21 protein-coding genes are annotated in these 24,372 nt (G+C 72.8%); 7 read left to right on the forward strand and 14 right to left on the reverse strand.

Going from position 1 to position 24,372, the window contains the following annotated elements; all coding sequences use genetic code 11:
- Both QLQ12_RS19505 and QLQ12_RS19510 read left to right on the forward strand, forming a co-directional pair.
- Entirely contained in the window at window positions 1-825 is an 825-nt protein-coding gene (locus tag QLQ12_RS19505) for an alpha/beta fold hydrolase (protein ID WP_282761635.1), read from the forward strand.
- Window positions 822-1,469, forward strand: coding sequence for a nitroreductase family protein (locus QLQ12_RS19510; RefSeq protein WP_282761636.1), 648 nt, complete (start codon window positions 822-824; stop codon window positions 1,467-1,469). Before QLQ12_RS19505 ends, QLQ12_RS19510 begins: the two co-directional genes overlap by 4 nt.
- A gap of 11 nt (window positions 1,470-1,480) precedes the next feature.
- Here the strand turns inward: QLQ12_RS19510 and QLQ12_RS19515 are convergent, their stop codons facing one another.
- Together QLQ12_RS19515 and QLQ12_RS19520 are read right to left on the reverse strand one after the other, a co-directional pair.
- Window positions 1,481-2,239 carry an ATP-binding protein gene (locus tag QLQ12_RS19515; RefSeq protein WP_282761637.1) on the reverse strand — a complete coding sequence of 253 codons (759 nt, stop codon included), beginning with the start codon at window positions 2,237-2,239 and terminating at the stop codon, window positions 1,481-1,483.
- A 176-nt stretch (window positions 2,240-2,415) separates the two neighbouring features.
- The gene (locus QLQ12_RS19520) at window positions 2,416-4,197 is read right to left on the reverse strand and encodes an ABC transporter ATP-binding protein (RefSeq protein ID WP_407651509.1); all 1,782 of its coding nucleotides are present in this window, start codon (window positions 4,195-4,197) and stop codon (window positions 2,416-2,418) included.
- Between the two features lie 126 nt (window positions 4,198-4,323).
- On the opposite strand from QLQ12_RS19520, the gene QLQ12_RS19525 reads away from it, so the two are divergent.
- Complete coding sequence (locus QLQ12_RS19525; RefSeq protein WP_328518290.1) at window positions 4,324-4,845, forward strand: MarR family winged helix-turn-helix transcriptional regulator; 522 nt, start codon at window positions 4,324-4,326, stop codon at window positions 4,843-4,845.
- Window positions 4,846-4,906: 61 nt separating this feature from the next.
- Here QLQ12_RS19525 and QLQ12_RS19530 read toward each other — a convergent pair whose 3' ends face one another.
- Window positions 4,907-5,800 carry a tetratricopeptide repeat protein gene (locus QLQ12_RS19530; protein ID WP_282761638.1) on the reverse strand — a complete coding sequence of 298 codons (894 nt, stop codon included), beginning with the start codon at window positions 5,798-5,800 and terminating at the stop codon, window positions 4,907-4,909.
- Window positions 5,801-5,904: 104 nt separating this feature from the next.
- Entirely contained in the window at window positions 5,905-6,390 is a 486-nt protein-coding gene (locus tag QLQ12_RS19535; protein WP_282761639.1) for a MarR family winged helix-turn-helix transcriptional regulator, read from the reverse strand.
- Window positions 6,391-6,483: 93 nt separating this feature from the next.
- On the opposite strand from QLQ12_RS19535, the gene QLQ12_RS19540 reads away from it, so the two are divergent.
- Window positions 6,484-8,550 (forward strand): MMPL family transporter, encoded by a 2,067-nt coding sequence (locus tag QLQ12_RS19540; RefSeq protein ID WP_282761640.1) that lies wholly within the window; start codon window positions 6,484-6,486, stop codon window positions 8,548-8,550.
- A 484-nt stretch (window positions 8,551-9,034) separates the two neighbouring features.
- Here the strand turns inward: QLQ12_RS19540 and QLQ12_RS19545 are convergent, their stop codons facing one another.
- The 8 genes from QLQ12_RS19545 to QLQ12_RS19580 form a co-directional block, all read right to left on the reverse strand.
- Window positions 9,035-10,687, reverse strand: a complete 1,653-nt coding sequence (locus QLQ12_RS19545; RefSeq protein WP_282761641.1) for an ATP-binding cassette domain-containing protein — start codon at window positions 10,685-10,687, stop codon at window positions 9,035-9,037.
- A gap of 436 nt (window positions 10,688-11,123) precedes the next feature.
- Window positions 11,124-12,035 carry a branched-chain amino acid ABC transporter permease gene (locus tag QLQ12_RS19550; protein WP_282761642.1) on the reverse strand — a complete coding sequence of 304 codons (912 nt, stop codon included), beginning with the start codon at window positions 12,033-12,035 and terminating at the stop codon, window positions 11,124-11,126.
- A 515-nt stretch (window positions 12,036-12,550) separates the two neighbouring features.
- Complete coding sequence (locus tag QLQ12_RS19555; protein ID WP_282761643.1) at window positions 12,551-13,435, reverse strand: branched-chain amino acid ABC transporter permease; 885 nt, start codon at window positions 13,433-13,435, stop codon at window positions 12,551-12,553.
- Window positions 13,436-13,441: 6 nt separating this feature from the next.
- Window positions 13,442-14,215 carry a class I SAM-dependent methyltransferase gene (locus tag QLQ12_RS19560; RefSeq protein ID WP_282761644.1) on the reverse strand — a complete coding sequence of 258 codons (774 nt, stop codon included), beginning with the start codon at window positions 14,213-14,215 and terminating at the stop codon, window positions 13,442-13,444.
- Between the two features lie 17 nt (window positions 14,216-14,232).
- Window positions 14,233-15,417 (reverse strand): ABC transporter substrate-binding protein, encoded by a 1,185-nt coding sequence (locus QLQ12_RS19565; protein ID WP_282761645.1) that lies wholly within the window; start codon window positions 15,415-15,417, stop codon window positions 14,233-14,235.
- A gap of 7 nt (window positions 15,418-15,424) precedes the next feature.
- On the reverse strand, window positions 15,425-16,003 hold the full coding sequence (locus tag QLQ12_RS19570; protein ID WP_282761646.1) for a GTP-binding protein: 579 nt from the start codon (window positions 16,001-16,003) through the stop codon (window positions 15,425-15,427).
- Window positions 16,000-16,416 (reverse strand): roadblock/LC7 domain-containing protein, encoded by a 417-nt coding sequence (locus tag QLQ12_RS19575; RefSeq protein ID WP_282761647.1) that lies wholly within the window; start codon window positions 16,414-16,416, stop codon window positions 16,000-16,002. The genes QLQ12_RS19570 and QLQ12_RS19575 overlap by 4 nt, the downstream gene beginning before the upstream one ends.
- The gene (locus tag QLQ12_RS19580) at window positions 16,413-18,653 is read right to left on the reverse strand and encodes a sensor histidine kinase (protein ID WP_282761648.1); all 2,241 of its coding nucleotides are present in this window, start codon (window positions 18,651-18,653) and stop codon (window positions 16,413-16,415) included. The genes QLQ12_RS19575 and QLQ12_RS19580 overlap by 4 nt, the downstream gene beginning before the upstream one ends.
- A gap of 225 nt (window positions 18,654-18,878) precedes the next feature.
- Here QLQ12_RS19580 and QLQ12_RS19585 point away from each other — a divergent pair, with 225 nt between their 5' ends.
- Window positions 18,879-19,991: an SAM-dependent methyltransferase gene (locus QLQ12_RS19585; protein ID WP_282761649.1), complete on the forward strand. Its 1,113-nt coding sequence runs from the start codon at window positions 18,879-18,881 to the stop codon at window positions 19,989-19,991.
- Window positions 19,992-20,040: 49 nt separating this feature from the next.
- Window positions 20,041-21,381 carry a sulfite oxidase gene (locus tag QLQ12_RS19590; protein WP_282761650.1) on the forward strand — a complete coding sequence of 447 codons (1,341 nt, stop codon included), beginning with the start codon at window positions 20,041-20,043 and terminating at the stop codon, window positions 21,379-21,381.
- 32 nt (window positions 21,382-21,413) lie between these two features.
- Here the strand turns inward: QLQ12_RS19590 and QLQ12_RS19595 are convergent, their stop codons facing one another.
- A complete protein-coding gene (locus QLQ12_RS19595) occupies window positions 21,414-22,361 on the reverse strand; it encodes an anti-sigma factor RsbA family regulatory protein (RefSeq protein WP_282761651.1) in 948 nt (315 codons plus the stop codon).
- Entirely contained in the window at window positions 22,358-23,185 is an 828-nt protein-coding gene (locus QLQ12_RS19600; protein WP_282761652.1) for an MEDS domain-containing protein, read from the reverse strand. The genes QLQ12_RS19595 and QLQ12_RS19600 overlap by 4 nt, the downstream gene beginning before the upstream one ends.
- Before the next feature lie 137 nt (window positions 23,186-23,322).
- On the opposite strand from QLQ12_RS19600, the gene QLQ12_RS19605 reads away from it, so the two are divergent.
- The gene (locus QLQ12_RS19605) at window positions 23,323-24,366 is read left to right on the forward strand and encodes a LacI family DNA-binding transcriptional regulator (protein ID WP_282761653.1); all 1,044 of its coding nucleotides are present in this window, start codon (window positions 23,323-23,325) and stop codon (window positions 24,364-24,366) included.
- Window positions 24,367-24,372: the final 6 nt, after the last annotated feature.

The following is a 24,372-nucleotide window of genomic DNA, read 5'->3' on the forward strand; positions in this document are numbered from 1 at the left end:
ATGGCGCGGGCGGAGATGGCGCGGGAGATCGACGTCCCGGTGGCCGGCGGCACGCTGCGAGCGCTGAGCTGGCCGGGTGACGGGCCGGTCGTGCTCGCCGCGCACGGCATCACCGCCAACGCGCTGGCCTGGGCCGGTGTGGCGGCGGCGCTGCGCGGGCGCGTACACCTGGTGGCTCCTGATCTGCGCGGGCGGGCCGGCAGCGCGAAGCTGCCCGGGCCCTATGGGATGGCCGCGCACGCCGCCGACCTGCTCGCCGTCGCCGACCATTTCGCGGTGGCGTCGCCGACGTGGGTGGGTCATTCGATGGGCGCCTTCGTGGTCGCGGCGACGGCGGCTCTGCACCCGGCGCGGGTGAGACGGGCGCTGCTGGTCGACGGCGGGGTGGCGCTGCCCGTCCCGCCCGGGCTCGACGTCGACGCGGGGCTGCACGCGGTCATCGGCCCGGCCATGGCGCGGCTGTCCATGACGTTCGGGTCAGCCGGCGCCTACACCGCCTATTTCCGGGCCAATCCGGCGCTGGGCCGCTACTGGTCGCCGATGCTGGACGCGTACGTGCTGCGTGACTTCACCGGCGCCGGCTCGTCCTGCGTCATCGAGGCGGTCCGCAGCGACGCCGCCGACATGCTGACCCACCCGGCGCCCGCACCGTTTCCGCTGCTGTGGGCGCCGCGTGGGCTGATGGACGAGGAGCCGGGCCTCTACCGGCCGGAGCAGCTCGCCGGCGTGGACGCCGAACTGGTCCCCGGCGTCAACCACTACACGATCCTGCAGGGCGCCGGAGCGCAGCGGGTCGCCGACCGCATCGTTAGTCTCGCACCATGAGCACCGACCTGCCCCTGAAGACCGACCTGCCCCTGATGGAAGCGCTGCACTCCACGCCGGCGCGCCGTTACCTGTCCACCGAGCCGATCGGCGACGACGTGATCCGCGCGATCCTGGACGCCGCGATCCGCGGACCGTCCGCCGGCAACGGCCAGTTCTGGGCGTGGATCGTGGTCCGCGACCCGGAGACGAAGAGGCAGATCGCCGACTGGTACCGCGAGGGCTGGGAGCGCCACTACGGCTCCCGCCGCGAGCAGATCCTGAACGCCGAAGACGACGGCGCGATGAGCAAGCGCAGCTTCCTCGCCGCCGATCACCTGGCCAACCACCTCGAGGAGGCCCCGGTCTGGATCATCCCGGTGATGCTCGGCGCCGCGAAGTCCACCAACCCGAGGCTCGGCTCGTCGATCTACGGCGCCGTCCAGCAGCTGATCCTCGCGGCCCGCGCGCACGGCCTCGGCGCGACCCTGACGACCCTGCACGTCGGCCATGAGGCCGACGTGCGCAAGCTGCTCGCCCTCCCCGACGACGCGCTGACCATGGCGTTGATCCCGCTCGGCTACCCGAACAAAGGCCGCTGGTCCCAGCCGAAACGCCGCCCTCTCGACGAGGTCGTCCACTTCGAGAAGTTCACCGGCGTCTGACCGGCGGCCTGTCACACCGGCCGTTCCTTCAGGATCGCCCAGACCAGCTTCCCGGTACGAGTCGGAAGCGCTCCCCACGTCTCCGCCGCCGCGTCGACGATGCGCAGTCCCTGCCCTCGTTCGAGCGGCGTGGTCAGCGACGGCGCGAGGAGCCGGGGTAACTCGGGGCTGAGATCGTGCACGGTCAGTCGCAGCAGCGGTTGCGGGCGGTACGACGAGCGGCGTCGAGACATCAGCCGGGCGACGCTCAGGGTCATCGAGGTGCCGGCGTGCTCGACGGCGTTGAGGACCAGTTCGGAGGCGACGAAGAGGGCGCGGGGCCGCAGGCCGTGCAGATCCCACTCGCGGCAGGCGGCGCTGACGACGTTGCGTGCTGTCATGGTGGTGTTCAGCAGCGGCGGCAAGGTGATGCGGAGTTCATCGGCCGGTGGTCGTTCACTCAGCAGCGCGGCGCGGCCTCCTGCCAGGTCCGGATAGATGGCCAGGCGGTGGCATGCCCCGACCCGGCGCAGCCGGACGGCCAGGGCGGCGTCATCCGGAAGGCAGACGGCCATCCGGATGGGCACCGGGGACTGCCCCGCCTCGCGCGCCGCGGTGCGCCAGAGAGACGCGCTCTGCGAGTGCGGGTCGTCCAGACGGGACAGATCCATCAGGATGCCTGCCGGCTGTTCGGCCAGGCAACTGCTCAGCAGCGTGCGGGTTCCGGCCCACGCCCGGCGGGTCCACCGCCCGGAAACGGCGATCTCGATGAGCTGTGTTTCGGGATCCATCACCGCGACAGGGCCGGGCATGGGATCCGCATCGCCCTCGGGCGGCTGCGTCGCTGGGGAGTTCACCCCTCACGTATAGACATGAATGCCGCAGATGAAACTCATGGTCTTGAAACTTCTTCCATCAGTTGCCGCCGGTCTCCAACGCGGCGACGGACGAGCGCGGGCGGGACGGGTCAGCGGGCCAGGGCCGCGTAGCGGCCGCCGTCGCTGAGCAGCGTTTCGTGGGTGCCGGACTCCAGGATGCGGCCGTGGTCGATGACGGCTATCTGGTCGGCGTCGCGGACCGTCGACAGGCGGTGGGCGATCGTCACCGTGGTGCGGCCGCGGGACAGCTCGTCGAAGGCCCGCTGGACGGCCCGCTCGGTCTCGTTGTCGAGGGCGCTGGTGGCCTCGTCGAGGACGAGGATGCGGGGGTCGCGCAGCAGGGTGCGAGCGATGGCGATGCGCTGTTTCTCGCCGCCGGAGAACCGGTGGCCACGGGAGCCGACCATCGTGTCGTAGCCGGCGGGCAGATCGGCGATCAGGTCGTGGATCTGGGCGGCCCGAGCCGCGCGCTCGATCTCGGCATCCGTCGCGCCTGGTTTCGCGTAGCGCAGGTTCTCCCGGATGGTGGTGTGCAGCAGGTAGGTCTCCTGGCTGACCACGCCGACGATGCCGGCCAGGTCGTCGAGGGCCAGCGAGCGCAGGTCGACGCCGTCGATGGTGACGCGGCCGGAGGTGGGGTCGTGGAGGCGGGCGATCAGGGCGGCGATGGTGCTCTTGCCGGAGCCGGTCTCGCCGACCAGGGCCAGGGACGTGCCCGCCGGGACGTCCAGGCTCACTCCCGCGAGGGCGGCGGCGGAACTGTCCCCGTACGCGAAAGTGACGTCCTCGAAGCGCAGGTGGCCGCGCACCTCGGTGAGGCGCACGGGCGTCGCTGGGTCCTCGATCTCGACCGTCAGGTCGAGGTATTCGAAGATGCGGTGGAACAGCGCGAGCGACGCGGTGAGGGTGACCCCGACGTCGAGCAGGCTCATCAGCGGCCGGAACAGACCCGCCTGCAGCCCGGTGAAGGCGACCAGGGTGCCGATGCTCATCGCGCCGGCCGCGAACGGCAGGCCGGCGGCCAGGTAGATGGCGGCGGGGATGGCCGCGAACACGATGTTCATGGTGGCCATGCGCCAGCGGCCGGCCAGCTCGGACCGCAGCTCCAGGTCGATCAGGCGGGCCGACGAGTCGGTGAACCGCTCGGTGAGCGCGCCGCTCGCGCCCATCGTCTTGGCGAGCTGGACGCCGCTGATGGACAGGCCCTCGTCGATGATCACATTGAGGTCGGCCAGCTCGCGCTGGCGCTGCGCGGTGATGGCCTGCCGCATGGCGGCGACCCGGCGGGTCCAGTAGATCGCCGGTGGCAGTGCGAGCAGTGAGACCAGGGTGAGCTGCCAGGACAGCGCGGCCATGGCGACCAGGGTGGCGACCACCGTGGTCAGGTTGGCGGCGACGGAGGTGGCGGTCGAGGTGACCACCCGCTGCATGCCGCCGATGTCGTTGGTGATGCGGGACTGCACCTCGCCGGTGCGGGTGCGGGTGAAGAAGCCGACGGACTGCCGTTGCAGGTGGGCGAAGACGTCGGTGCGCAGCCGGTGCATGACCCGCTGACCGACCGCGGTGGAGATCCAGGTCTGCACGACGCCGAGCGCGGAGGTCGTGGCGGCGATGCCGACCATGCCCGCCACCAGCCAGCAGAGCAGCCGCAGGTCGGACTGCGGGAGGGCGACGTCGATGACCTCACGCAGGAGGAACGGCGAGCCCATCGAGATCACGGACGAGAGGACGATGACGGCCACGACGACGGCGAGCCGCCGGCGGTGGCCGATGAAGAGGGCGCCGATGCGGCGCAGCGAGACGGCGCGGGCCTGCGCCTTCTCCGCGGGGGTCAGGGTGCGTGCCGCGCCGCGGCCTTTTCCTTCAGCCAAGAACAAACCTTCCTCGGTACGGACCCCGGGCGCCGCGTCCTCGTAAGAGGCGGCCACCCGGGAGGCAACAACGCTGAGGTTACCTCAACATGAGGGAACAGCGATAGTCCCTGATAGATTGTTGCCGTGGAGGAGGACAGCCTGCTGGAAGCGTTCTGGGCGGTGACCCGACGCCTGCGCGAGCACACCCGGATCGCGCTGGAGCCGTGGCACATCTCCCCGTCGCAGTCGCGCGCCCTGGGCGTGCTCTCCCGGCACGGCGAGATGCGGCTCAGCTCCGTGGCCGAGCACCTGCGCATCGCGCCGCGCTCCGCCACCGAGGTCATCGACGACCTGCAGAGACGCGGCCTGGCCGAGCGGAAACCGGACCCGTCCGACCGGCGCGCCACCCTGGTCACGCTGACGCCGGAGGGGGTGGCCACCATGCACGCCATCCGCGAGGCGCGCGCCGCTGAGGGCGAGCGGCTCTTCACCGGCCTCGACCCGGCCGACCGGGCCGAGCTGACCCGCATCCTGCGGCAGTTGCGGGAGGCGCGCTGGCCCGCGGACGACCAGCCCGGCGAGCATCACCCCGGCGAACACCAGCCCGCCGAACAGCAGCCCGACTCGGAGACGGGCCGTGAGCAGGCCGACGGCCGGCCGGTGTGATCCGGACCGGCCGCCAGCAACAGAGCAAGAGTCGAGCGAGAAGCGAGATGACCGTAAGCGGTCAGACGGTTCGGCGTGACCGACCGGCCAGCGCGGACACGCACCCCGCCACCCCGGCCGCGGACACCAGCGCGAGGTAGAGACTCGCCGGCGCCACCAGCAGTCCGGCCGCCTCCAGAATCCCGGCTCCGGCCACCGCCGCCAGGAACCAGAGCAGCGCCACCCGTGCCACGTGGGCGAGCGCGTCCTGCCCCGCACCGGGCCGCCGCACGGCGCCCTGCCCGGGATGGATCCGCAGCGACTCGCCGAACTCGTCGGCCGCCACCGCCAGCGACGCCGCGTCGACGGCCGAGCTCATCGCCATCGCGAAGGCCTTCAGTGCGGCACGTGCCCCGGCGTGCCCGAAATCGATCGCCAGCGCCCGTCCGACGGCCTCCCGCGCGCTCAGCGGCCGCCCGATGGCGAACAGCGCGAGCCCGTACGTGACCAGCAGGTCCGCGTCGTACCCCGCGAGATCGGCGACGCTGTGCAGGCCCTCGGCCGCGTCGGCCGCGAGCCCGGCGGCGAGTTGCGCCTCGGCGAGCCGGTTATGCAGGCGCGGGTTGCCGGGATCCTCCCGGCAGGCCGCCGCCGCGGCCGCGATGGCCTCGGCGTGGTCACCGAGACGCGACCGCGCCTGGCTCAGCCAGTACAGCGACTCGGCGCCGTAGGGATCGAGGTGCCACCCGGCCTGCGCCGCGAGGAGCGCACCGCCCAGATCGCCGAGGTCGAGGCGGGCCCGGGCCATCCGGTGCCAGGCGCCGGTGTTCTCCGGCTCGCGCCCGACGAGGGGCGCGAGCAGTCGCTCGGCGTGGCGGGCACGGCCGCGGGCCAGCATGGCGTCGGCTTCGGCCAACACGCCGCCGTCTGCGGTCGGCGGGGTGATGGCTGCGGCAAGGATGGGCTCGGTTCGCACGCCGCTTTCGATCGGCAACGGCGAGGGCCCCTTGCGGCGAGCGCGTGGTGCACATGCGTTGCAAACCGTGGGCCCGGCACTTCCGGCGCGGCGGGCGGAATCGGTCAGGCGTTGCGGAGTTCGTCGCGGTAGGCGACCACCGAACCGATCATGCCCTGCAGGAACCGTTCGATGACCTGCAGCTCGGTGACATCGAACTCGGCCATGACCTTGTCGGTGCGCGGGGCCAGCGGGGCGAAGAAGGACAGCGCCAGGGCCATGCCTGCGTCCGCGTACCGCAGGTGCACCACCCGCCGGTCGGTGCTCTCCCGGCTGCGCCGCAGGTGTCCGCCGCGTTCCAGACGGTCGATCAGGGCGGTCGTCGCGCCGGAGGTCAGGCCGATGGCGTCGCCCAGCTTGCCGGGGGTCAGCGGCGCGCCGCGCCGCTCGGCGTGCATCACGGCCAGCAGGGCGTGCATGTCGGTGGCGTGCAGCCGGTGCTGGTGCGCGAAGGCGTGCCCGATGTGCTGCGCCTCGCTGCTGTACGTGTTCAGCAGGTCCACGAGTTCCCTGCGCAACCGCGCCCGTTCCGCGGTCTCGTTCACTTCCACGGGGGCAAGTGTTGCAGATCCCGGCACAGTCGTGAACAATCTCGATGGTAAAGATTCTCAGTCATGAAGACTTGCTCTGAGGGGGCACCTGTAATGAGAAGGGCATGGGCGACGCTCCTCCTGGCCCTGCTGCTCGGTGGACTCGTCCTCGGGTTCGCCGGAACGACGGAGACCGACAACGACCCGGCCTCGTCGCTGCCGGCGTCCGCCGAGTCGACGCGGGTCGCCGAGCTGCAGCGTGAGCTGCCCTCGGGCCGGACCAACCCGGCGCTGATCGTGGTGGCCAAGGGTGGCGCGGCACTCACCGACGCCGACCTGGTCACGGTCGCGGGCCTCGGGCAGCCGATCTTCTCCGGGGACCGGAGAGCGGCCCTGGTGACCGTGACGCTGCCGGCCACCGGCGACGCCGACGTCACCAGCCAAGCCGTCGCCGATCTGCGGGCGAAGGCCTCCACCGGCCTACCGTCCGGGGTGACCGCGCAGGTCACCGGCGGGGCGGGCTTCAGCGCCGACCTGTCCAACAGCTTCAGCGGCGCCAACACCCGGCTGCTGCTCGTCACCGTCGTTGTCGTCACGATCCTGCTGCTGCTCACGTACCGCAGCCCGATCCTCTGGGTCGTCCCGTTGTTCGTCGTCGGCTTCGCCGACCAGCTCGCCGCCAAGGTGATCGCGCTGCTGTCGCAGCACACCGACCTGGCCATCAACGGCTCCACCGCCGGCATCGTCACGGTGCTGGTGTTCGGCGCCGGCACCGACTACGCGCTGCTGCTGATCTCCCGCTACCGGGAGGAGCTACACCGCTACGAGAACCGGTTCGAGGCCATGGCCAAGGCGCTTCGCGGGGCCGGGCCGGCCATCGCGGCCAGCGCGGGCACCGTCATCCTGGCCCTGCTCACCCTGATGCTGGCCAGCCTCAAGAGCAACACGGCGCTGGGCATCAGCGCGGCCGCCGGCGTCGCCATCGCCGCGGTCTTCGCCCTGGTCGTGCTCCCGGCCGCGCTCGTGATCTGCGGCCGCACGCTGTTCTGGCCGTTCATCCCGCGCGTCGGCCGGGCCGGGGCGGAGGATGGCAGAGGCTTCTGGGCGAGGGTCGGCCGCACCGTCGTACGCCGCCCGGTCACCGTCACCGCCGCGTCGATGGCCGTTCTCGGCCTCCTCGCGCTCGGTGGTCTCGGCACCAAGGTCGGTCTGTCGCAGACCGAGCAGTTCCGGGTCGAGGCCGAGTCGGTGCAGGGACTGGAGACGCTCAGCAGATACTTCCCGGCCGGCGCCGCCGGGCCCGCCGTGGTCCTCGCGGAGCCCGCGAAGGCCGAGCAGGTCCTCGCCACCGTGACCGGCACCGAGGGCGTCGCCCAGGCGCGGATCGCCGAGCAGACCGCCTCGCGGGTCAGCATCAACGCCGTCCTGGAAGCGGCCCCGGACACCGCCGAGGCCTTCGACACCATCCGCGCGCTGCGCACCGGCCTGGACGGCGAGGCCCTCGTCGGGGGCACGGTCGCGACCGCCCTCGACACCCGCGACGCCGCACGCCGTGATCTGGCCGTCATCGTCCCGGTGATCCTGGCCGTGGTGTTCCTGGTCCTGGTCGCCCTGCTCCGGGCGCTGGTCGCCCCGATCCTGCTGATGATCACCGTCGTCCTCAGTTTCGTGGCGTCACTCGGCGCGGGCTCCTGGCTGTTCCGGAACGTGTTCGACTACCCGGCCCTGGACAACTCGGTGCCGCTGTTCTCGTTCCTGTTCCTGGTCGCGCTCGGGGTCGACTACAACATCTTCCTGGTCACCCGGGCCAAGGAGGAGACGGCGACCCGCGGCACCAAGGACGGCATGGTGCACGCCCTGGCCGTGACCGGCGCGGTGATCACCAGCGCGGGCATCCTGCTCGCGGCGGTGTTCGCGGTCCTCGGGGTTCTGCCGGTGGTCACCCTGACCCAGATCGGCGTCATCGTCGGCATCGGGGTGCTCCTGGACACGCTGCTGGTCCGTACCGTGCTGGTCCCCGCCCTGGCCACCCTCACCGGTGACCGGTTCTGGTGGCCCGGCCGGCCGCAGGACTCGGCCGGGGCCGCCGAAGGCGAGGCCGCGCGGACCCTGCCGCGCACCGACTGGGAGTCGGTCGACCGCGCCGGGGTCGCCGAGTCGGCCGCGGACAACAAGCGGTAGGCCCTCTCTCTCGCTCTCCCTCGCGCTCCCTCGCTGGAGAGATGCCGGGTGGCCCCTCTGGGCCATCCGGCTTCGGCGTCGCCGCGGTCGGTCACTGTCCGCCGCAGCACGGCGTTCGAGCCGGATTCGCGGGTACGCGGTGCGGTGGCGCTCCCCCGCTGCCGCCTCCCACCGTTGCGTTGCGTTCGCGGGTACGAGTTGCGGTGGCACTCCCCACCTGCCGCCTCCCATCGGCGGGTTCCCATCGGGGCTCGCATCGATGTCCACGCCAGCGGACTTGCGGCGGCACGCTCTCGGCGGGCTCCTATCGGCGGCCCCCTGCCAGCGGGGTTCCGGCGGCCGGCTTCCGGCAGCGGGGGTTCCATTGGCCGCGTTCCGGCGGCGCGTTCCGGCAGCGGCGCTCCGGCGGCGGGCTTCCGGCGGCGGCGCTCCAGCAGCGGGGGTTCCATTGGCCGCGTTCCGGCGGCGCGTTCCGGCGGCCGGGTTACTTCGCGGCGATGCCGAGCAGCCGGTTCAGGCGGTGCTCCATGCCGTTGCCCGGAAGATCGGCGGTCGCGACGGTGAGCGCGACCCGCCCCCGGTCGAGAACCGTGATCCGGTCGGCGACCGTACGAGCGAAACCGACATTCTGTTCCGCCAGCAGCACCGCCACCCCCTCGGCGGCGATCCGGGTCAGGGATTCGGCGAACTGGCCGATCACCACGGGCGCGAGCCCTTCGCTCGGCTCGTCGAGCAGGAGCACCCGCGGCTCGCTGAGCAGGGCGCGGGCGAGAGCGAGCATCTGCTGCTGACCGCCGGAGAGCTGGCCGGGACGCCGCCGGGCCAGATCCCGCAGCGCGGGCAGCAGCGCCAGCACCCGCTCCACGGAACGGCGGCCCCGGGAACGCGCCGCCAGACTCAGGTGCTCGGCGACGGTGAGCTGCGCGAACAAGCGGCGCCCCTGCGGGACCAGGGCGATCCCGTGCCCGGCGAACCGGTGCGGGCGGCCGATCGGCAGATACGTTCCGGCCACCCGGATCCTCGTGTCGGCCCCCGGCGTGAGCAGGCCACCGAGGGCGTTGATCAGCGTGGTCTTACCGGCGCCGTTGCGGCCCAGCAGGGCGTGGACGCTACCTTCCGCCACGTCCAGGTCCAGACCGTCGATCACCGGCGCGCCCTGGTAGCCGGCCCGCAGACCGGTCACCGTCAACGCCGGCCCGCCGTCCCCGGCCCGGTCGGCGCTCCCCGTCACCGCGGCGCCCGCACCGCGCGGCATGACATCCGCACCGCGCGGCATGACATCCGCACCGCCCGGCATGGCATCCGCACCGCCCGGCGTGGCGTCGGATCCCGGGCGGCGGGGTGGAGGGACGACATTGAGGTACGCCGTCCGCGCGGCCGGGTCGGCGCGCACCTCGCCTGGTGTGCCGGTGCACAGGTGCCGGCCCTGGTGCAGGACGGTGACGGTGCCGGCCAGGTTCCAGATCAGGTCCAGGTGGTGGTCGACCACCACGACGGTCATGTCGGCCGGGAGCGCGCGCAACACCTCGGTCAGGCGTTCGACATCAGCGGGCCCGAGCCCGGCGCACGGCTCGTCGAGCAGCAACAGCCGCGCCGAACCGGCCAGCAACATGGCGATCTCCACGAGGCGCCGCTGGCCGTACGGCAACCGCCCTGCGGTCTCCCCCGCACTGCCCGCGAGGCCCACCTGATCGAGAGCGTCGGTCACGGCCGCCCGCACGCGCAGCGACCGCCGCATCGGCACGCCCAGGGCGACATTGTCGGCGACGGTCAGCCGCTCGACGATCCCCGGATGCTGGAAGGTCCGCCCGATCCCGCGCCGTGCCCGCGCCGCCTGGCCGAGCCGGGTGATGTCGGTGTCCCGGTACAGGACCCGGCCACCGTGCGGGGCCAGGCTGCCGGCGATCAGGCTGAGCAGGGTGCTCTTGCCCGCCCCGTTCGGCCCGATGACGGCGTGCCTGCTGCCGGCCGCCACGGTGAGGCTGACGCCGTCGACCGCGGTGACCGCCCCGTACCGGCCGACGAGATCGTGTACCCGCAGCACCGGTCCGGCGGTGGAAACGTCCACTTCAGCCTTCGGCTCGGGCGGGCGGTGGCCCGTACCCGCGGCACCGGATCCGGATCCGGCAGTGCTCATCCCAGCCTCCCGTTCGCGCGGCCGATGACCGCCCCCGCAGTATTCGGATCGGCGGCGGCCACCCGGGCCTCCGCCGCACACCGGCCGCAGCACACCGACCCGGCGGCGCGGCCCACCCACTCAGCACTCCAACCGGCCGGGCTCACCGCATATCGGGCGCGGGCCCACCCACAGCACTTCAATCGGGCGCACTCACCCCGACCCCCACCGCACGCCGATCCGGGCCCACCCACATCCCCTCCAACCAGCGGCAATCGACGCGACCCCACCGCACACCGGCCACGGGCCCCACCCTCAGCACTCCAACCAGCGGCAATCGCCCCCACCGCACACCGACCGCGGAGCCCACTCACAGCCCTCCAACCCAGCCGCGCTCACCGCCTCCTCCACCGCACGCCGGCGGTGGTTCGCACCGCGACATCGGGCCTGGCGGGCTTCATCCGCGTCGGCGATTCAGTCGGGCGGTGAGGGGGCGCAGGTAGGCGACGGTGAGAAACAGCAGGCCGAGCAGCAACGGGCTCAGACCGTCGGTGCCGACCCCGGCCCCGTCGCGGACGGCCACGACCAGGGCCGCACCGATGGCCGCGCCGGCCAGCGTGCCCGCGCCGATCGCGGCGGCCAGCAGGGTCAGCGAGGCCGCTTCGAAGCCGATGTCAGCCGGGGAGACGTACTGGTTGACGACGATCAGCAGGCCACCGGCCAGCCCGGCCACCACACCGGCGATGGTGTAGCCGGCGGTGAGGTCCCTGGTCACCCGATGGCCGAGGGCGGTCATCCGGGGCTCGTGGCCGGCGATACCGCGCAAGGTGAGAGCCAGCCGGGAACGCAGGAAGAACGCGAGACCTGCACCGGCGAGGGCGACCACCGCTAGGGCGTACCAGTAGAGGTATGCGGGTGCGGTGAGCGGCGCACCGCCGGGCCAGGGCAGGACCGGAGGCGTGTGCAAGCCCTCGTCACCGGCGGTGACGGTGGTCCAGCGGGCCGCGGCGGTCGCGGTCAGCGACTGCACGGCGAAGGTCGCCATCAGGAACGCGGTGCCACGGGTCCGCATCAGCATCGGCGCGGTGACAGCGGCGGCGACGCCGGCGGTGAGGGCGGCGGCGGCCAGCAACAGCGGCGCGTCGTTGTGTCCTCCCCGGCACAGCAGCGCCGCGGTGTAGGCGCCCACACCGAAATAGGCGGTCTGGCCGAACGCGGGCAACCCGGCGACCGCCACCAGAAGCTGGGTGCTCATCGCGAGCAGGACGAGGACCAGGGCGTGAGCGGCGACGGCGACCGGGTAGGGGCCGGCCACCGCGGGGATAACGGCAGCGGCGAGGAGCAGCGCCGTCCCGGCAACGCCCGGCACCGCGAACCAACGGCCTCGCAGGAGGGACGCCGGCCTGGCAACGCTCCGCAGCACGAACCGAAGGCGCCGCAAGACGGACTCCGGCCCGGCAACGCCCCGCAGCACGAACCGACGGCGCCGCAAGACGGACGCTGACCCAGCAACGTCGACTGAAGCGCCTGCCACCGGATCAAGGTCAGGACGTGCCGACTCAACATGGACGGCCTCAATATGGACGCCGTCAACATTGAGGCCGTCAACATGAGCAGAATCAACATTGATTCGCTCAACATTGATGCGCTCAATGTTGACTACCTCGACGTCGACCGGATCGACATTGACCGGCCCAACACCGATCGGCTCAACGTCGACCGGCCCAACGTCGACCGGCCCAACACCGACCGACTGAACGTTCACCGGCTCAACGTCGACCGGCTCAACATTGAGCAGCTCGACGTCGACCGGCTCGACATGGACGGGCTCACCGTTGATCCGTGGGATCGGGGTGGAGGGGGCACGGTCGGCCGGAGGCGGATTCATGCGCGGAGCACCGCCGCCGCGCCGGTGCGGCCCCGGATCACCAGGACCGCCAAGACCATGCCGAAGAGCAGGAACGCGGCGAGAGTCGGCGCGGCGATGACGCCGACGGTCTGCACCTGGCCGACCAGCAGCGCCGCCGCGAGAGTGTGCACGACCGATCCGGCTCCGCCGACCACGACGACGACCAGCGACAGCACCAGAACCTGGACGTCCACGCCCGGAGCCGGACCGAGCAGCGGCGCGCCGAGGACACCGGCCAGAGTGGTGATCGCGCCACCGACGGCCAGGGCCGTGACCCGTACCCGGTTGACCCGGATGCCGCTCGCGGCCGCCATCGCCGGGTCGCTGACGGTGGCCCGCAACAGGGTTCCGGCGTGCGTGCTCCGGACCACCAGGTGCAGGCAGGCGGCCAGGAACGCGGCGACGACGATGAACAGCAGCCGGTAGACCGGATAGCCGTGCCCGGCGATGACGACGTTCCCGGCGAGCGCGGCCGGCGGCGAGGCCGGCAAGGGGGCTGCCCCGAACGCCTCGGTGAACGCCCACGACGCGATGAAGGCCAGCCCCAGCGTTGCCAGCGCCTGGTCGAGGTGGTCGGCGCCGGCCCGCAGCGGCCGCAGGGCCAGGGCGAGGAGACCGCCACCCGCGGCGCCGACGGCCAGGGCGGCGACGCCGAGCGCGACCAGGCCGGCGACGGCGCTGAAGGCGGCGACGCCGTCGCCGAGGGCCCAGGCGAGGTACGCGCCGGCCAGGTAGAACGTGCCGTGGGCGAGGTTGAGCACGTCCATCACCCCGAAGATCAGTGCCAGTCCGGCGCTGACGGTGAACAGGAGCAGCCCGTAGGCCACCCCGTCCACCATGGTCGCCGCCCAGGTGGCCACGCCGGGTTACACCCGGGTGCCGACGGCGGTGTGCATCGGGTAGGTGTAGCCGCTGACCTCGGGGTTCTCCATGCCGGACCGCAGCACCTCCAGCTGGGTGCGGGTCATGCCACCGGCGAGCAGGCCCTGTTCGAGCTGGCGGCTGTTGCAGGCGTGCAGTTGCATGCCGGGTTCGCCGCCGGTCCAGAAGCGGTTGTGGATGACGCCGTGCACTCGCAGACCGGCCGCGCGCATGGCGGCCGGCAGCCGGCGTGCCCAGGCGACGTCCATGCCGCGGGCGGCGCCGGCCGCGATCATGGTGTTCTGGAATGCCAGGAACGCCTCGGCGACCTCGAAGGGGGCGGTGAGCAGCATGTCCGACGGGCGCGTGCAGTCCCAGTCGGAGATCACCAGGTGGCCGTCGGGTTTGAGGGCGGCGACCATGGTGGCCAGCAGTTCCTCCCGTTGCGGCAGGTGCATGAGGAGCAGCCGGGCGTGGATCAGGTCGTAGACGCCGGAGCCGAGTGAGGCGGTGGTGACGTCCTCCTGCCGTACGGTGATCAGCTCGTGTTCGTCGAGGTGGCGGGGGTCGGTGTCGAGGGCGTCGACCCGGCAGCCGGCCCCGGCGAGGAACCGGGCCACGCTGCCGGCTCCGGTGCCCAGGTCGAGGCACCGCCAGCCGGGTTCCGGGCCGAGCGCGCGGAGCACGCCGAAGCTGTGTTCGTCGAGGATCGCCGCGAGCAGTTTGACCTGGCGGGCGGCCTCGGTGGTGGCGTTGTCGAACAGGTAGGTGCCGGCCATCGCCGCGTACCGTCCTCTCAGTTGGTGAGGGTGGTCAGGGTCTGGGTGACGACGTTGGCCCGGGTGCGCCCGTCGTCGCGTACCTGCCGCAGGTAATAGGCCTGGTTGGGGGCGTGCTGGGTCCCGAACCGCCACTCTCCGCGCGGGCTGTCGACGGCGCCGAGCGCCGCGATGGCCTTGTTGACGGCCTCGCCGGTGAGGTCGTTTCCGGCGGCCGCGATCGCCTTGTCCAGCAGCAGGGCGGCGTCCCAGCCGGTGACGGCGTAGATGTTCGGCGCGGCCCCGAACTTGTCCTGGTAGGCGGGGGCGAACGCGCGGTTGGCCGGGTTGTCGAGGTTGGGGGCGTAGTTCATGACGGTGTAGACGCCGTCGGCGGCCGCCTGCTGGGCGCCGAGGACCGCGCCTTCGGTGAGGAAGCCCGCCCCGTACAGCGGGATCTTGAGGTCGGCCTGCTGGTACTGCTTGACGAAGTCGACGGCCGCGGTGCCGGCGTAGAACGTGTAGACGGCCTTGGCGCCGGATTCCTTGACCTGGTTCAGGAAGGGCAGGAAGTTGGTGGTGGCTGGCCACGGCGTCCAGGTGGTCTTGCCGTCGGGGTTGGCGAGCCGGCCGCCGGCCTTGGTGAAGGCGTCGGTGAAGCCGCCGAGCTGGTCGTACCCGCCCTGGTAGTCGGGGCCGATGACGTAGACCGGGCCGTCGACGGCGGTCTTCATGTAACCGGCGACGGCTTCGCCCATCTCGCGGGACAGCCACGACGTGTGCCAGGTGTAGCTGACGTCGGTGAGGGTGGACGGGCGGCCGCCGGTGCCGATGAACGGCACCTTCTTCGCGGTGGCGGGGGCGGCCACGGCGGAGGCCGCGTCGGCGTTGGCGGTGCCGACAAGCACCGCGGCGCGGTCGCTGTCGAGGAGTTTCTTCGCCGCGGTGAGGGCGGAGGCCTGATTGGTGCCCTCGTCGGCGGTGACGGTCTTGATCGTCCGGCCTCCGAGTTTGCCGCCGTGCGTGTCCAGGTAGAGCTGCCAGCCGGCGGCCTGGTCCTTGCCGAGCGCCGCGTACGGGCCGGAGGCGGGCCAGATCAGCCCCACGGTGAGGGTGCCGTCGCCGGCGGCCGGGCGGCCGGTGTCGAGGCTGGACCCGGAGCAGCCGGTGGCGGCGAGCAGCACGGCGGCCGCCGCCGCGAGCAGGCTCTGTGGGTGTCTCACGGTTCTCCTAAATGTGGTGGACGGCGCGGTAGCAGGCGGCCACGTGCTGGACGAGCCGGATCAGGGTGTCGCGGACCTGGTGCCGGTCACGGGCGTCGCAGGTGAGGACGGGAACGGCCGGGGCGACGCCGAGCGCCTCGCGCAGTTCGGCGTCCGCGATGCGGGCGGCGCCGGGGAAGGCGTTGACGGCGACGACGTACGGGATCGAGCGGGCGTCGAAGTAGTCGACGGCCGGGAACGCGTCGGCGAGGCGGCGCACGTCGGCGAGGACTACCGCGCCGATGCCGCCGCTGGTGACCTCGTCCCACATGAACCAGTACCGCCGCTGCCCGGGTGTGCCGAACAGGTAGAGCACCAGCAGGTCGTCGATGGTGATGCGGCCGAAGTCCATGGCGACCGTGGTGGTCTCCTTGCCGCGGGTGAGGCTGAGGTCGTCGGCGTCCGCGGCCGCTTCGGTCGACAGGGCTTCGGAGCGCAGCGGCACCACGTCGGAGACCGACCCGATGAAGGTGGTCTTGCCGGCCCCGAAACCGCCCGCGACAACGATCTTGGCAGCCCGGATGCTGTCGGCTCGGGTGCTGGTCATGCGGTCACGCGGGGGCCGGGTTCGAGCACACGGCCGGCGGCCTCGCCGAGCCGGACCAGTTCGTGGTGCACCCGGCCCATCTCGGCGTCGAACCCGGCGAGGGCGGTCAGCACCAGCCGCCGGGACGGCCGCTGCACGATCACCCAGCCGGAGTCGAAGTTGACGACGATGTCGTGCACCTCGCCGGCCCGCATGAACGAGGCCATGCCGACGGCCAGGCCGATCAGGCCGGAGGTGCTGGCGCCGAGCTGGTCGCGGATGGCCGGGTCGACGCCACCGCTCGCGGCCAGGGGGATGCCGTCGCCGGAGACCGCGAGGGCGTGACTGACGTCGGGGTTCTCCGAGCAGAAGCGGTCGAGCAGGAAACCGAGGGCTCGGCTGACCCCGGGGGCCGGGGTGTCGGGGAAGGTCATCGGGGGCCAATCTGTGTGGGGGTGCTGCGGGAGAGCCGGGCGCTGGCGGCGAAGGCGGCCATTCCCCGGGCTGCGGCCGAACGGTCGCGGGGCGGGGCCGCGGACGCCGGCGCGGGTGGTTCGACAGCCGGCAGGGCGTATTCGCCGGGGACGCGGACCGGCAGGCCGTGTGCGGTGCGCCGCCGTGGTGGCGGGGCGTCGGCCAGGGTCGACGCGGCGGCCGACGCGCTCGCCCACGCCGCGGGGAGCGCGGGCCGGGCGGCATCGTGGTGGAAGTACGGGTGTGCGACCTCCTCGAAGATCCTGAGCGGGGTGCCGGGCGCCGGCGGCGGCCAGGGCGGCGGCGCCGCGGGGGCATGGGCCGGGCCGACGGTGAACAGGACGCCGGGAACGATCACGTCGGCGCGGGTGCCGGCGCCGGCCGAGCGCAGCGCCACGTCGAGACCGAGACGTGCCGCGATGCGGCCCACCACCGGCAGTCCCATGTGCCGGGCGGTCTCGGCGTCCAGGCGGAAGGTGGCCAGGCGATCCATGAGGTACGGCAACCGGCTCTCCGGGATCCCCATCCCGTCGTCGCTGACCTGGATGTGGACCCGGTCCCCCACGTGGTGGGCCTCGACGCGCACCGGGCTGCCCGGGGCGGAGAACCGGACCGCGTTGTCGACGAGTTCGGTGAGCACGTGCACGATCTCCTCGGCGTGCTCGGGCACGATCAGCACCGACGTCTCCACGCGGGCGTCGTCGACCTGGTCGTACGCGTTGTGCACCCGGCTGATCGCCGCTTTGACCACGTCGGCGAGCGGGATGGGCCGCCGGGCCGGCTGTCCCGCCCGGCCGCCGGCGAAGACGAACAGGTTCGCGATGAGCCGCTGGATGCCGGTGGCCCGCTGGTCGAGTTCGAACAGCCGCCGGAGCCGGTCCGGGTCCTCCTCGTCCTGTTCGAGGGCGTCGATGGCGGCCATCACCCGCTGGCCCTGGCGTTGCAGCTGCCGGGCGATGGCTTCCATGACCGTGGCGATGACGGCCTGGAGTTGCGCCTGGTCGGCGGCGAGGCTCACGGCCGTACGAGAGACGTGGTTGAAGGCCCGGGCGACCTCGCCGATCTCGTCCCGGCCGGTGACGGCGATCGCCTGCCCCGCCTGTTCGACGAGTTCGGCCGCGGCGGCCGGGTCGGGCCGGCCGGCGGTGAGCCGGGCGACCACCGTGGGCAGTGTGGTGGCGGTGGCGGCCGCGCCGTGGGTGAGCGCCCGCAGTGACCGGGTCATCGACCGGGTGATCCACCACCCGGCCGCCATCGGCACCACGAGGCAGAACAGGACCGCGGCGGCGAGCAGCAGGATCTCCCGGTGCTGGTCGTCGCGTTCCGCGGTCACGGCGCGCACGAGTTCGGCGTCCAGCGACCGTTCGACGGCGTGGAGCTGGTCCATCCGGGCGCCGAGCGCGCCGGTCCACTGCTCCGGCGGGACGGCCCAAGTCAGATCGGCGCCGGGCGGGCTGTTGGCGGCCAGCGCCTGGAGACGTTCGGCGTCGGTCACGGCCGGGGAGCCCGGCTGTGCGTCGAGCCGTGCCTCCCAGGCGGGCGGGGAGAGCCGGCGGAAGCCTTCGAGGTTGTCGGCGTGGGCGGCGGCGGACGCCACCACCTGCTGTTGTTCGATGGCGGTGAGCCGGCCGGCGGCGAGTGCCGGCAGGACGGTGACCTGGAGCCGGCCGAGGGCCTCGATGCTGTCGGAGAGGCCGGCGACGGCGCGCAGCCGGGTGCTGGTGCCGGTGTCCACGTTGAGCTGTCCCATGCCGGCGCGGTATCCGGTCAGGTCGGCGATCATGGTGCGGTAGCGGAACAGGACGAGGCTGGCGGGGACCTCCCGCCCGCCGCGCACCTGTTCGCGCAGCGAGGGCAGGGCGCCGGCCGGGCCGCCGGGGTACCTCGCCAGCACCGCGTCGGTGCGCAGGGTGGCCTCCCGGTAGGCGGTGATCGTCTCGGGCCCGGATCGCCGGGCGAAGACGAGGCCGGCGGCGGCGCGTTCGCGTTGGAGGGCCGCGGCCAGTTCCCCGGCGGTGAGGCTGAGCCCGACCAGGCGGCGGGCCTCGTCGGCGCGGGAGGCGGCGGCCGCGGCGCCGTAGCCGATCACGCCGGACAACACCAGGATCACCAGGACGGTCGGGGTGATCAGCAGGGCCAGTTTGGTGCGGATCGGACGGTCGGTCAGGCGCGGCAAAGCCGGCCTTGCGAACTTCATGGTGTGCGTTTCCCCCGGGTCCGGCTAGCGGCGGTGCCCGCCGCATGCCCCACCAGCGACTCAGCGCACATATACGATCACGGATGGATGCGGCTTCGGGAGGTACCGACTTCCGGTCCGACCTGGCATTCCGGGTACTTTTCGAGAAGTTAACACCAATTCGACCCTTGCGCCCCGGATGCCCCATGGCAAAGAATCGACCGATGCCCATGACCCGGGGATCCCATGCCGCGCCGTCCTGACGCGATCCGCACGCCCAACCACGCGTTGCGAGAGGCGCGGCGGCGTCTGCCGTCACCGCACCGGGCCGGGCAGCCGCCGTCCCGCACGGAGTTCGCCGAGCTGGTCAACCAGGCCCTGCGGGCGCTCTATCCGGACCGCAACCTGAACTCTCTCGCGGTCGACTCGCGCTGGGTCGGCAAGCTGGAACGCGGCGAGCACCGCTGGCCGTGCCAGGAACGGCGGGCCGCGTTACGGCAGGTCACCGGAGCACGAACGGACGCCGGCATCGGCCTGTACAGCCCGCGGCTGCTCGCCGACGGCCCGGCGCCGCCGGTCCGGGAGCCACGGCGGGTCGACATCGCGGCCGCGAATCCGGCCCGCCGCTACAACTACTGGCTCGGCGGGAAGGACCACTTCGCCGCCGACCGCGAGTCCGGCGACGCGATTGCGAGGGTGTTCCCCACCGTGGTCACCGCCGCCCGGGAGAACCGGGCCTTCCTGCGCCGCGGCGTGCGGCACCTGGCCGAGAGCGGGATCCGGCAGTTCCTGGACGTCGGCGCCGGGCTGCCGGCCGCGGAGAACACCCACGAGGTCGCGCAGGCCGTGGCCCCGGACTGCCGGGTCGTCTACGTCGACAACGATCCGGTCGTGATGGCCCATGCGCGCGCCCTGCTGGCCGGTGACCCCGAGGGCCGGATCGTGTGCCTGGAGGCCGACCTGCACGACCCGCAGGCGATCATCGCCCGGTCCGGCCTGGACCTGAGCCGGCCGGTCGGGTTGCTGCTGGTGGCGGTCCTGCATTTCGTGCACGACGACGAGGTCGCCACCACGGTCGTCAAGGAGCTGGTCAGCGCTCTGCCCAGCGGCAGCTTCCTGGTGCTCAGCCACGGCACGCTCGACTTCGCCGGCGAGCGGGCCGCCGCCGCGTTCGAGGAACTCGTCCGGTGCGGGCAGGCCGACATGCGGCCGCGGCCCAGGGCCCGGGTCGCCGAGTTCCTCGACGGCCTGCGGACCCTTGAGCCCGGCCTGGTCCCGGTCAGCCAGTGGCGCCCGGAACGGCCCGGGCCCGGCGCGGGCGAGGTGGCGAACTACGGCGCGGTCGCCCGGCTGCCGTGACCGCGCCACACCTTCTCTAATTCCTACGACACCGATAGGATCCGCAGACATGAATGAGGGTGTGTACGACGAGCGCAGACTGCGCGATTTCCTCGCCGGGCGGACGCGCGGTTTCTCCCGGCGGGAGTTGTTGGCGCTGACCGTCGCGATGGGCGCCGGAGCCGCCGCCCCCACAAGCCCGGCCGCCGCCGTGGGTGCCGGAGCCGCCGCCCCCACAAGCCCGGCCGCCGCCGTGGGTGCCGGAGCCGCCGCCCCCACAAGCCCGGCCGCCGCCGTGGGTGCCGGAGCCGCCGCCCCCACAAGCCCGGCCGCCGCCGCCTCGCCGATCGTCAAGCCCCTGCCCGCCGAACTGTTCCGGGCCCTCGGCACCAACGCGGAAACCCGGTGGTCGGCGCTCAAGGATCAGGGCTACTACGTGCCGGTCGACCGGTTCTTCGTCCGCAACCACACCGTCACACCGGCCGTCGACGCGGCCACCTGGAACCTGGAGGTCTTCGGGTCCGGCCTGCGCGGCGGCCCGGTGAATTTCAGCCTCAAGGACCTGTTACGGCTGCCGAGCGTGACCGCGCCGGTCGCGATCGAGTGCGCCGGCAACGGCCGCGGCTACTACACCACCCAGCAGGGCCAGACCGTCTCCGGTACGGCATGGCGGCTCGGCGCGATCGGCGTCGGCAGGTGGCGGGGGGTCCGGCTCTCCACCGTGCTGCGCCGGGCGGGCGTCACCCGCGACGCCGTGGACGTGCAGCCGGTCGGCCTGGACCCGAACTTCGTCAGCGGCGGCGTCGACCTCGGCCCGGTGCGCCGCCCGTTCCCGGTGCGCAAGGCGTTCGACGACGTGCTGCTCGCCTACGAACTCAACGGCGAGCCACTGCCGCCGGACCACGGCTTCCCGGTCCGGGTCGTCGTGCCGCACTGGGTCGGCATCGCCTCGATCAAGTGGGTCGGGCGCATCGAGGTCGCCGCCGAGCCGCTGTTCTCCCCCTGGAACACGACGTTCTACCGGCTGTTCGGCCCGGACTTCCCGGCCGAGGGGCAGCCGTTCGACCGGCAGGTCGTCAAGAGCGCCTTCGAGCTCGACCCGGGAACCACGTTCCCGGCCGGCGTGCGCACTCGCCTCACCGGCCGGTCGTGGTCGGCGGACGGCCCGATCAGGAACGTGCGGGTCAGCACCGACGGGGGTACGACCTGGCGCCGCGCCCGTCCCTACGGCGGCACGCCCGGCGGGGCGTGGCAGCGCTGGGAGATCGACTGGACGCCGACGGCCGGCTCGCACCGGTTGCTCGCACGGGCCACCGACGTGCGCGGCAACACCCAGCCGGACGTGGCCCGGCACAACACGCTCGGCTACCTGTTCGACGCGGTCGTCCGCGTCGACGTGACCGCGGCCTGACGCTCAGCTCCGACAAACCGATCTCCCGACGCTCAGCTCCAGTGTGGATTCCCGGCGGTGAGGCGGATGGTGAATCCGCCCGGGCGCCGGTCCAGCACCACGTGGTCGCAGAACAGGTGAATCAGCCAGAGACCGAGGCCGCCCCGGGTCGCGTCCCGGGGCGGCAGCAGCCCGGCGAAGGGGTCACGCGGGCCCGGCCCGTCGTCGGTCACGGCGGCCACCACCCGCTCGGCGCCGGTCCAGACACGCAGCCGGACGGTGCCCCGGCCGTGCCGGTAGGCGTTCACGACCGCCTCGCTGACCGCCATGATCATCTCCTCCGTGGCCTGTGCCGTGAGGACGGCGCGGGCGGCGGCCCGGGTCGCCTCCCGGGCGATCCGGCCGGACGGGTCGGTCAGGTCGGCGTGCGGCGGCGTCCGCTGGAGCGGGTCTGTCGACGGCGCCCGCGGCTCCATCAGGAAGTCGGCCGGGAGGACGTAGCTGTCGCTGGGCGCGAACCCGACGTCCGGGCGCGCGGTCCGGCGGTGGGTGCGCATCACGTCCGCGAGCACCGCCCCCGGGGTGACCCTGGTGTCGTACGCGCACATGCTCCACACCGGGAACCCTTCGTACGCGTGATTCGCCGCCGCCTCGTAACGCGCCCACCAGTCCCAGGTCGCGCCGAGCGCCCGCGCTGGCAGCTCGCCGACGATCCGGATCTGGTCCGCGCCCTCGGCGACGTACCCGGCGAGCATCTCCCGGTACTGCTTGATCGCCGCGGCCGGCCGCGCGTAGACCGCTCCCCCGGGCAGGAAGGTCACCCCGCCGGCCGCCGGCAACGCCGCCCGCACCAGCTCGGCGTTGTGCCTGCTCAGGGAGACCACTGCCGGCTCACCGGCCGCCATGCCACCGAGCAGGAACGGCATGGTGACGGCGAGCAGATGGTCGTCGGAGTCGTAGCAGATCGCCTCGTGGAAGGAGCCTGTCCGTCCGGCCGTCATGCGATCATCTCCACCCGGATACGGGACAGCCCGAGCAGGTCCACCATGGTCGGGACGGTGCGGAGCCGGGTGCGGATCACCACCGTGACCGCTCGCTGCTCGGCGTACCGCTGCAGCACCGCCAGGCAGTGGTGGCCGATGAAGCGCAGCCCCTCCGCGTGCACCACCACCGTGCCGCGGGCCGGCCGCAGGTCGGCCCGCCTGATCGCGGCGGCGAACAGGTCCACCGACGCGACGTCCAGCTCGCCGTGCAGGACCGCGACGCGAGCGGTCGCGCCGGCCTGCAGCCGGAACGGCACTCCCGGGGCATTGGTGCTCGGGTGCAGGCAGGCGAGCTCCGCGACCGTGTCGTCGCCCAGGGTGGTGCGGTCGAAGACGCAGAGCGCCCGCAGCGGGGCGATGCGCATGTACCGGCCGATGGCGAACTCGTACCGGGCGAAGGCGTCCAGGTGCGCGGCGGTGCGGATCAGGGTCGTCGCGTCGGCGACGACCCGCAGTCCGGTGAAGCCGGCGGCCAGCGCCGCCTCGGTGGCCGCCACGTAGGCGGTGATCTGTTCGGCCGGGTCGATGAAGCCGTCGGCGGGGTAGGCCACCTCGGGCGCCAGGATCCGCACGGACTCCTCCCGCCCTCGCGCGGCGTCCCGCAGCCACTCGGCGACACCCCCGGAGCGGGGACCGGGCACGTACCAGACCTGCTCGCCGTGACCCAGACCGGCGTGCAGGAACTCGCGGGCGTACCGGCAGAAGCTCCGATCGTCGTCGAAGGCCCAGCAGGTGTGCTCGGGTGCGGCGACCCGGCTCACCCGGGCTGCCCTGAACGTCATCCACCCCAGGTTAGGGGCGGCGGGCGCCGCGGTCGTGCCACGCGTCCCCCGGCCGGGGGAGGCCGTACGGCCCGACCACGTCACCGTGCGGCACGGCACGGCTGCGTTATGGTGAGCGCCGAACCCAGGGAGCGCGCATGCCGTCGAGGAAGACCAGCGGCAAGCCCACGTCGAACGATGTCGCGGCGGCCGCGGGCGTCTCGCGTTCAGCCGTCTCGTTCGCGTTCAACAACCCGCAGCGGATCTCCGTGGCGACCCGGGACCGGATCCTCGCCGCCGCCGAGGCGATGGGTTACGCGCCGAGCACCCTGGGCCGGATGCTGCAGGCCGGCACCACCAACTCGATCGGGGTGCTGCTGCCGCAGCGACTGGCCCGGATCCTGGAGAACCCGTACTACTCACGTTTCCTGATGGGCGCCGGACAGGTGTGCGACCAGGAGGGCTACACCCTGCTGCTGACCCCGCCGCTGCAGGATTCGGTGCTCAAGGCGATTCCGTACGCCGCGGTGGACGGTTTCATCGTGTGCGGGCTGGAGGCCGACCGCGGTGAGGTGGCCGAACTCGACCGGCGCGGCATCCCGTTCGTGCTGATCGACAGCGACCGGCTGGAGGGCGCCCCGAGCGTCGAGGTGGACGACCGGGGCGGGGCCCGCGAGGTGGCCCGCTACCTGCTCGACCTCGGCCACCGGCGGCTCGCCGTGCTGTCGATGGATCCGGGCGCCGAGGTGTCGGTGCGCGGGTACCGGGGACCGCTCGCCCGCCGCCTGGCCGGTATCGCCGACGCGCTCGCCGAGGAGGGCCTGTCGATGGCCGATGTGCGGCTGGCCGAGGTGCCGGTGACCCGTTCCGAGGGCTACCACGCGACCCGGGGGCTGATGGCCGCCGCCGACCCGCCGACGGCCGTTCTGGCGCTGTCCGACGTCCTCGCCTACGGGGCCGTGGATGCCTTGCAAGAACTTGCAATAAAAGTGCCGTCAGAGGTGTCCGTAACCGGCTTCGACGACCTCGCGGAGTCCGCTTGGTTCCGACCCCGGCTGACCACTGTCCGGCAGCCGATCGTGACCAAGGGGCGGATGGCCGCAAGCTTCCTGATCTCGGCTATCAGGGGCGAGGCGCAGCACCCGCACCAGACACTTGGCACGTCCTTGATAGTCCGGGAATCCACCGCAAAACCGGCATAAACCGTC

The sequence above is a fragment of the Actinoplanes sandaracinus genome (genome assembly GCF_030009775.1).
Lineage (GTDB): Bacteria > Actinomycetota > Actinomycetes > Mycobacteriales > Micromonosporaceae > Actinoplanes > Actinoplanes sandaracinus.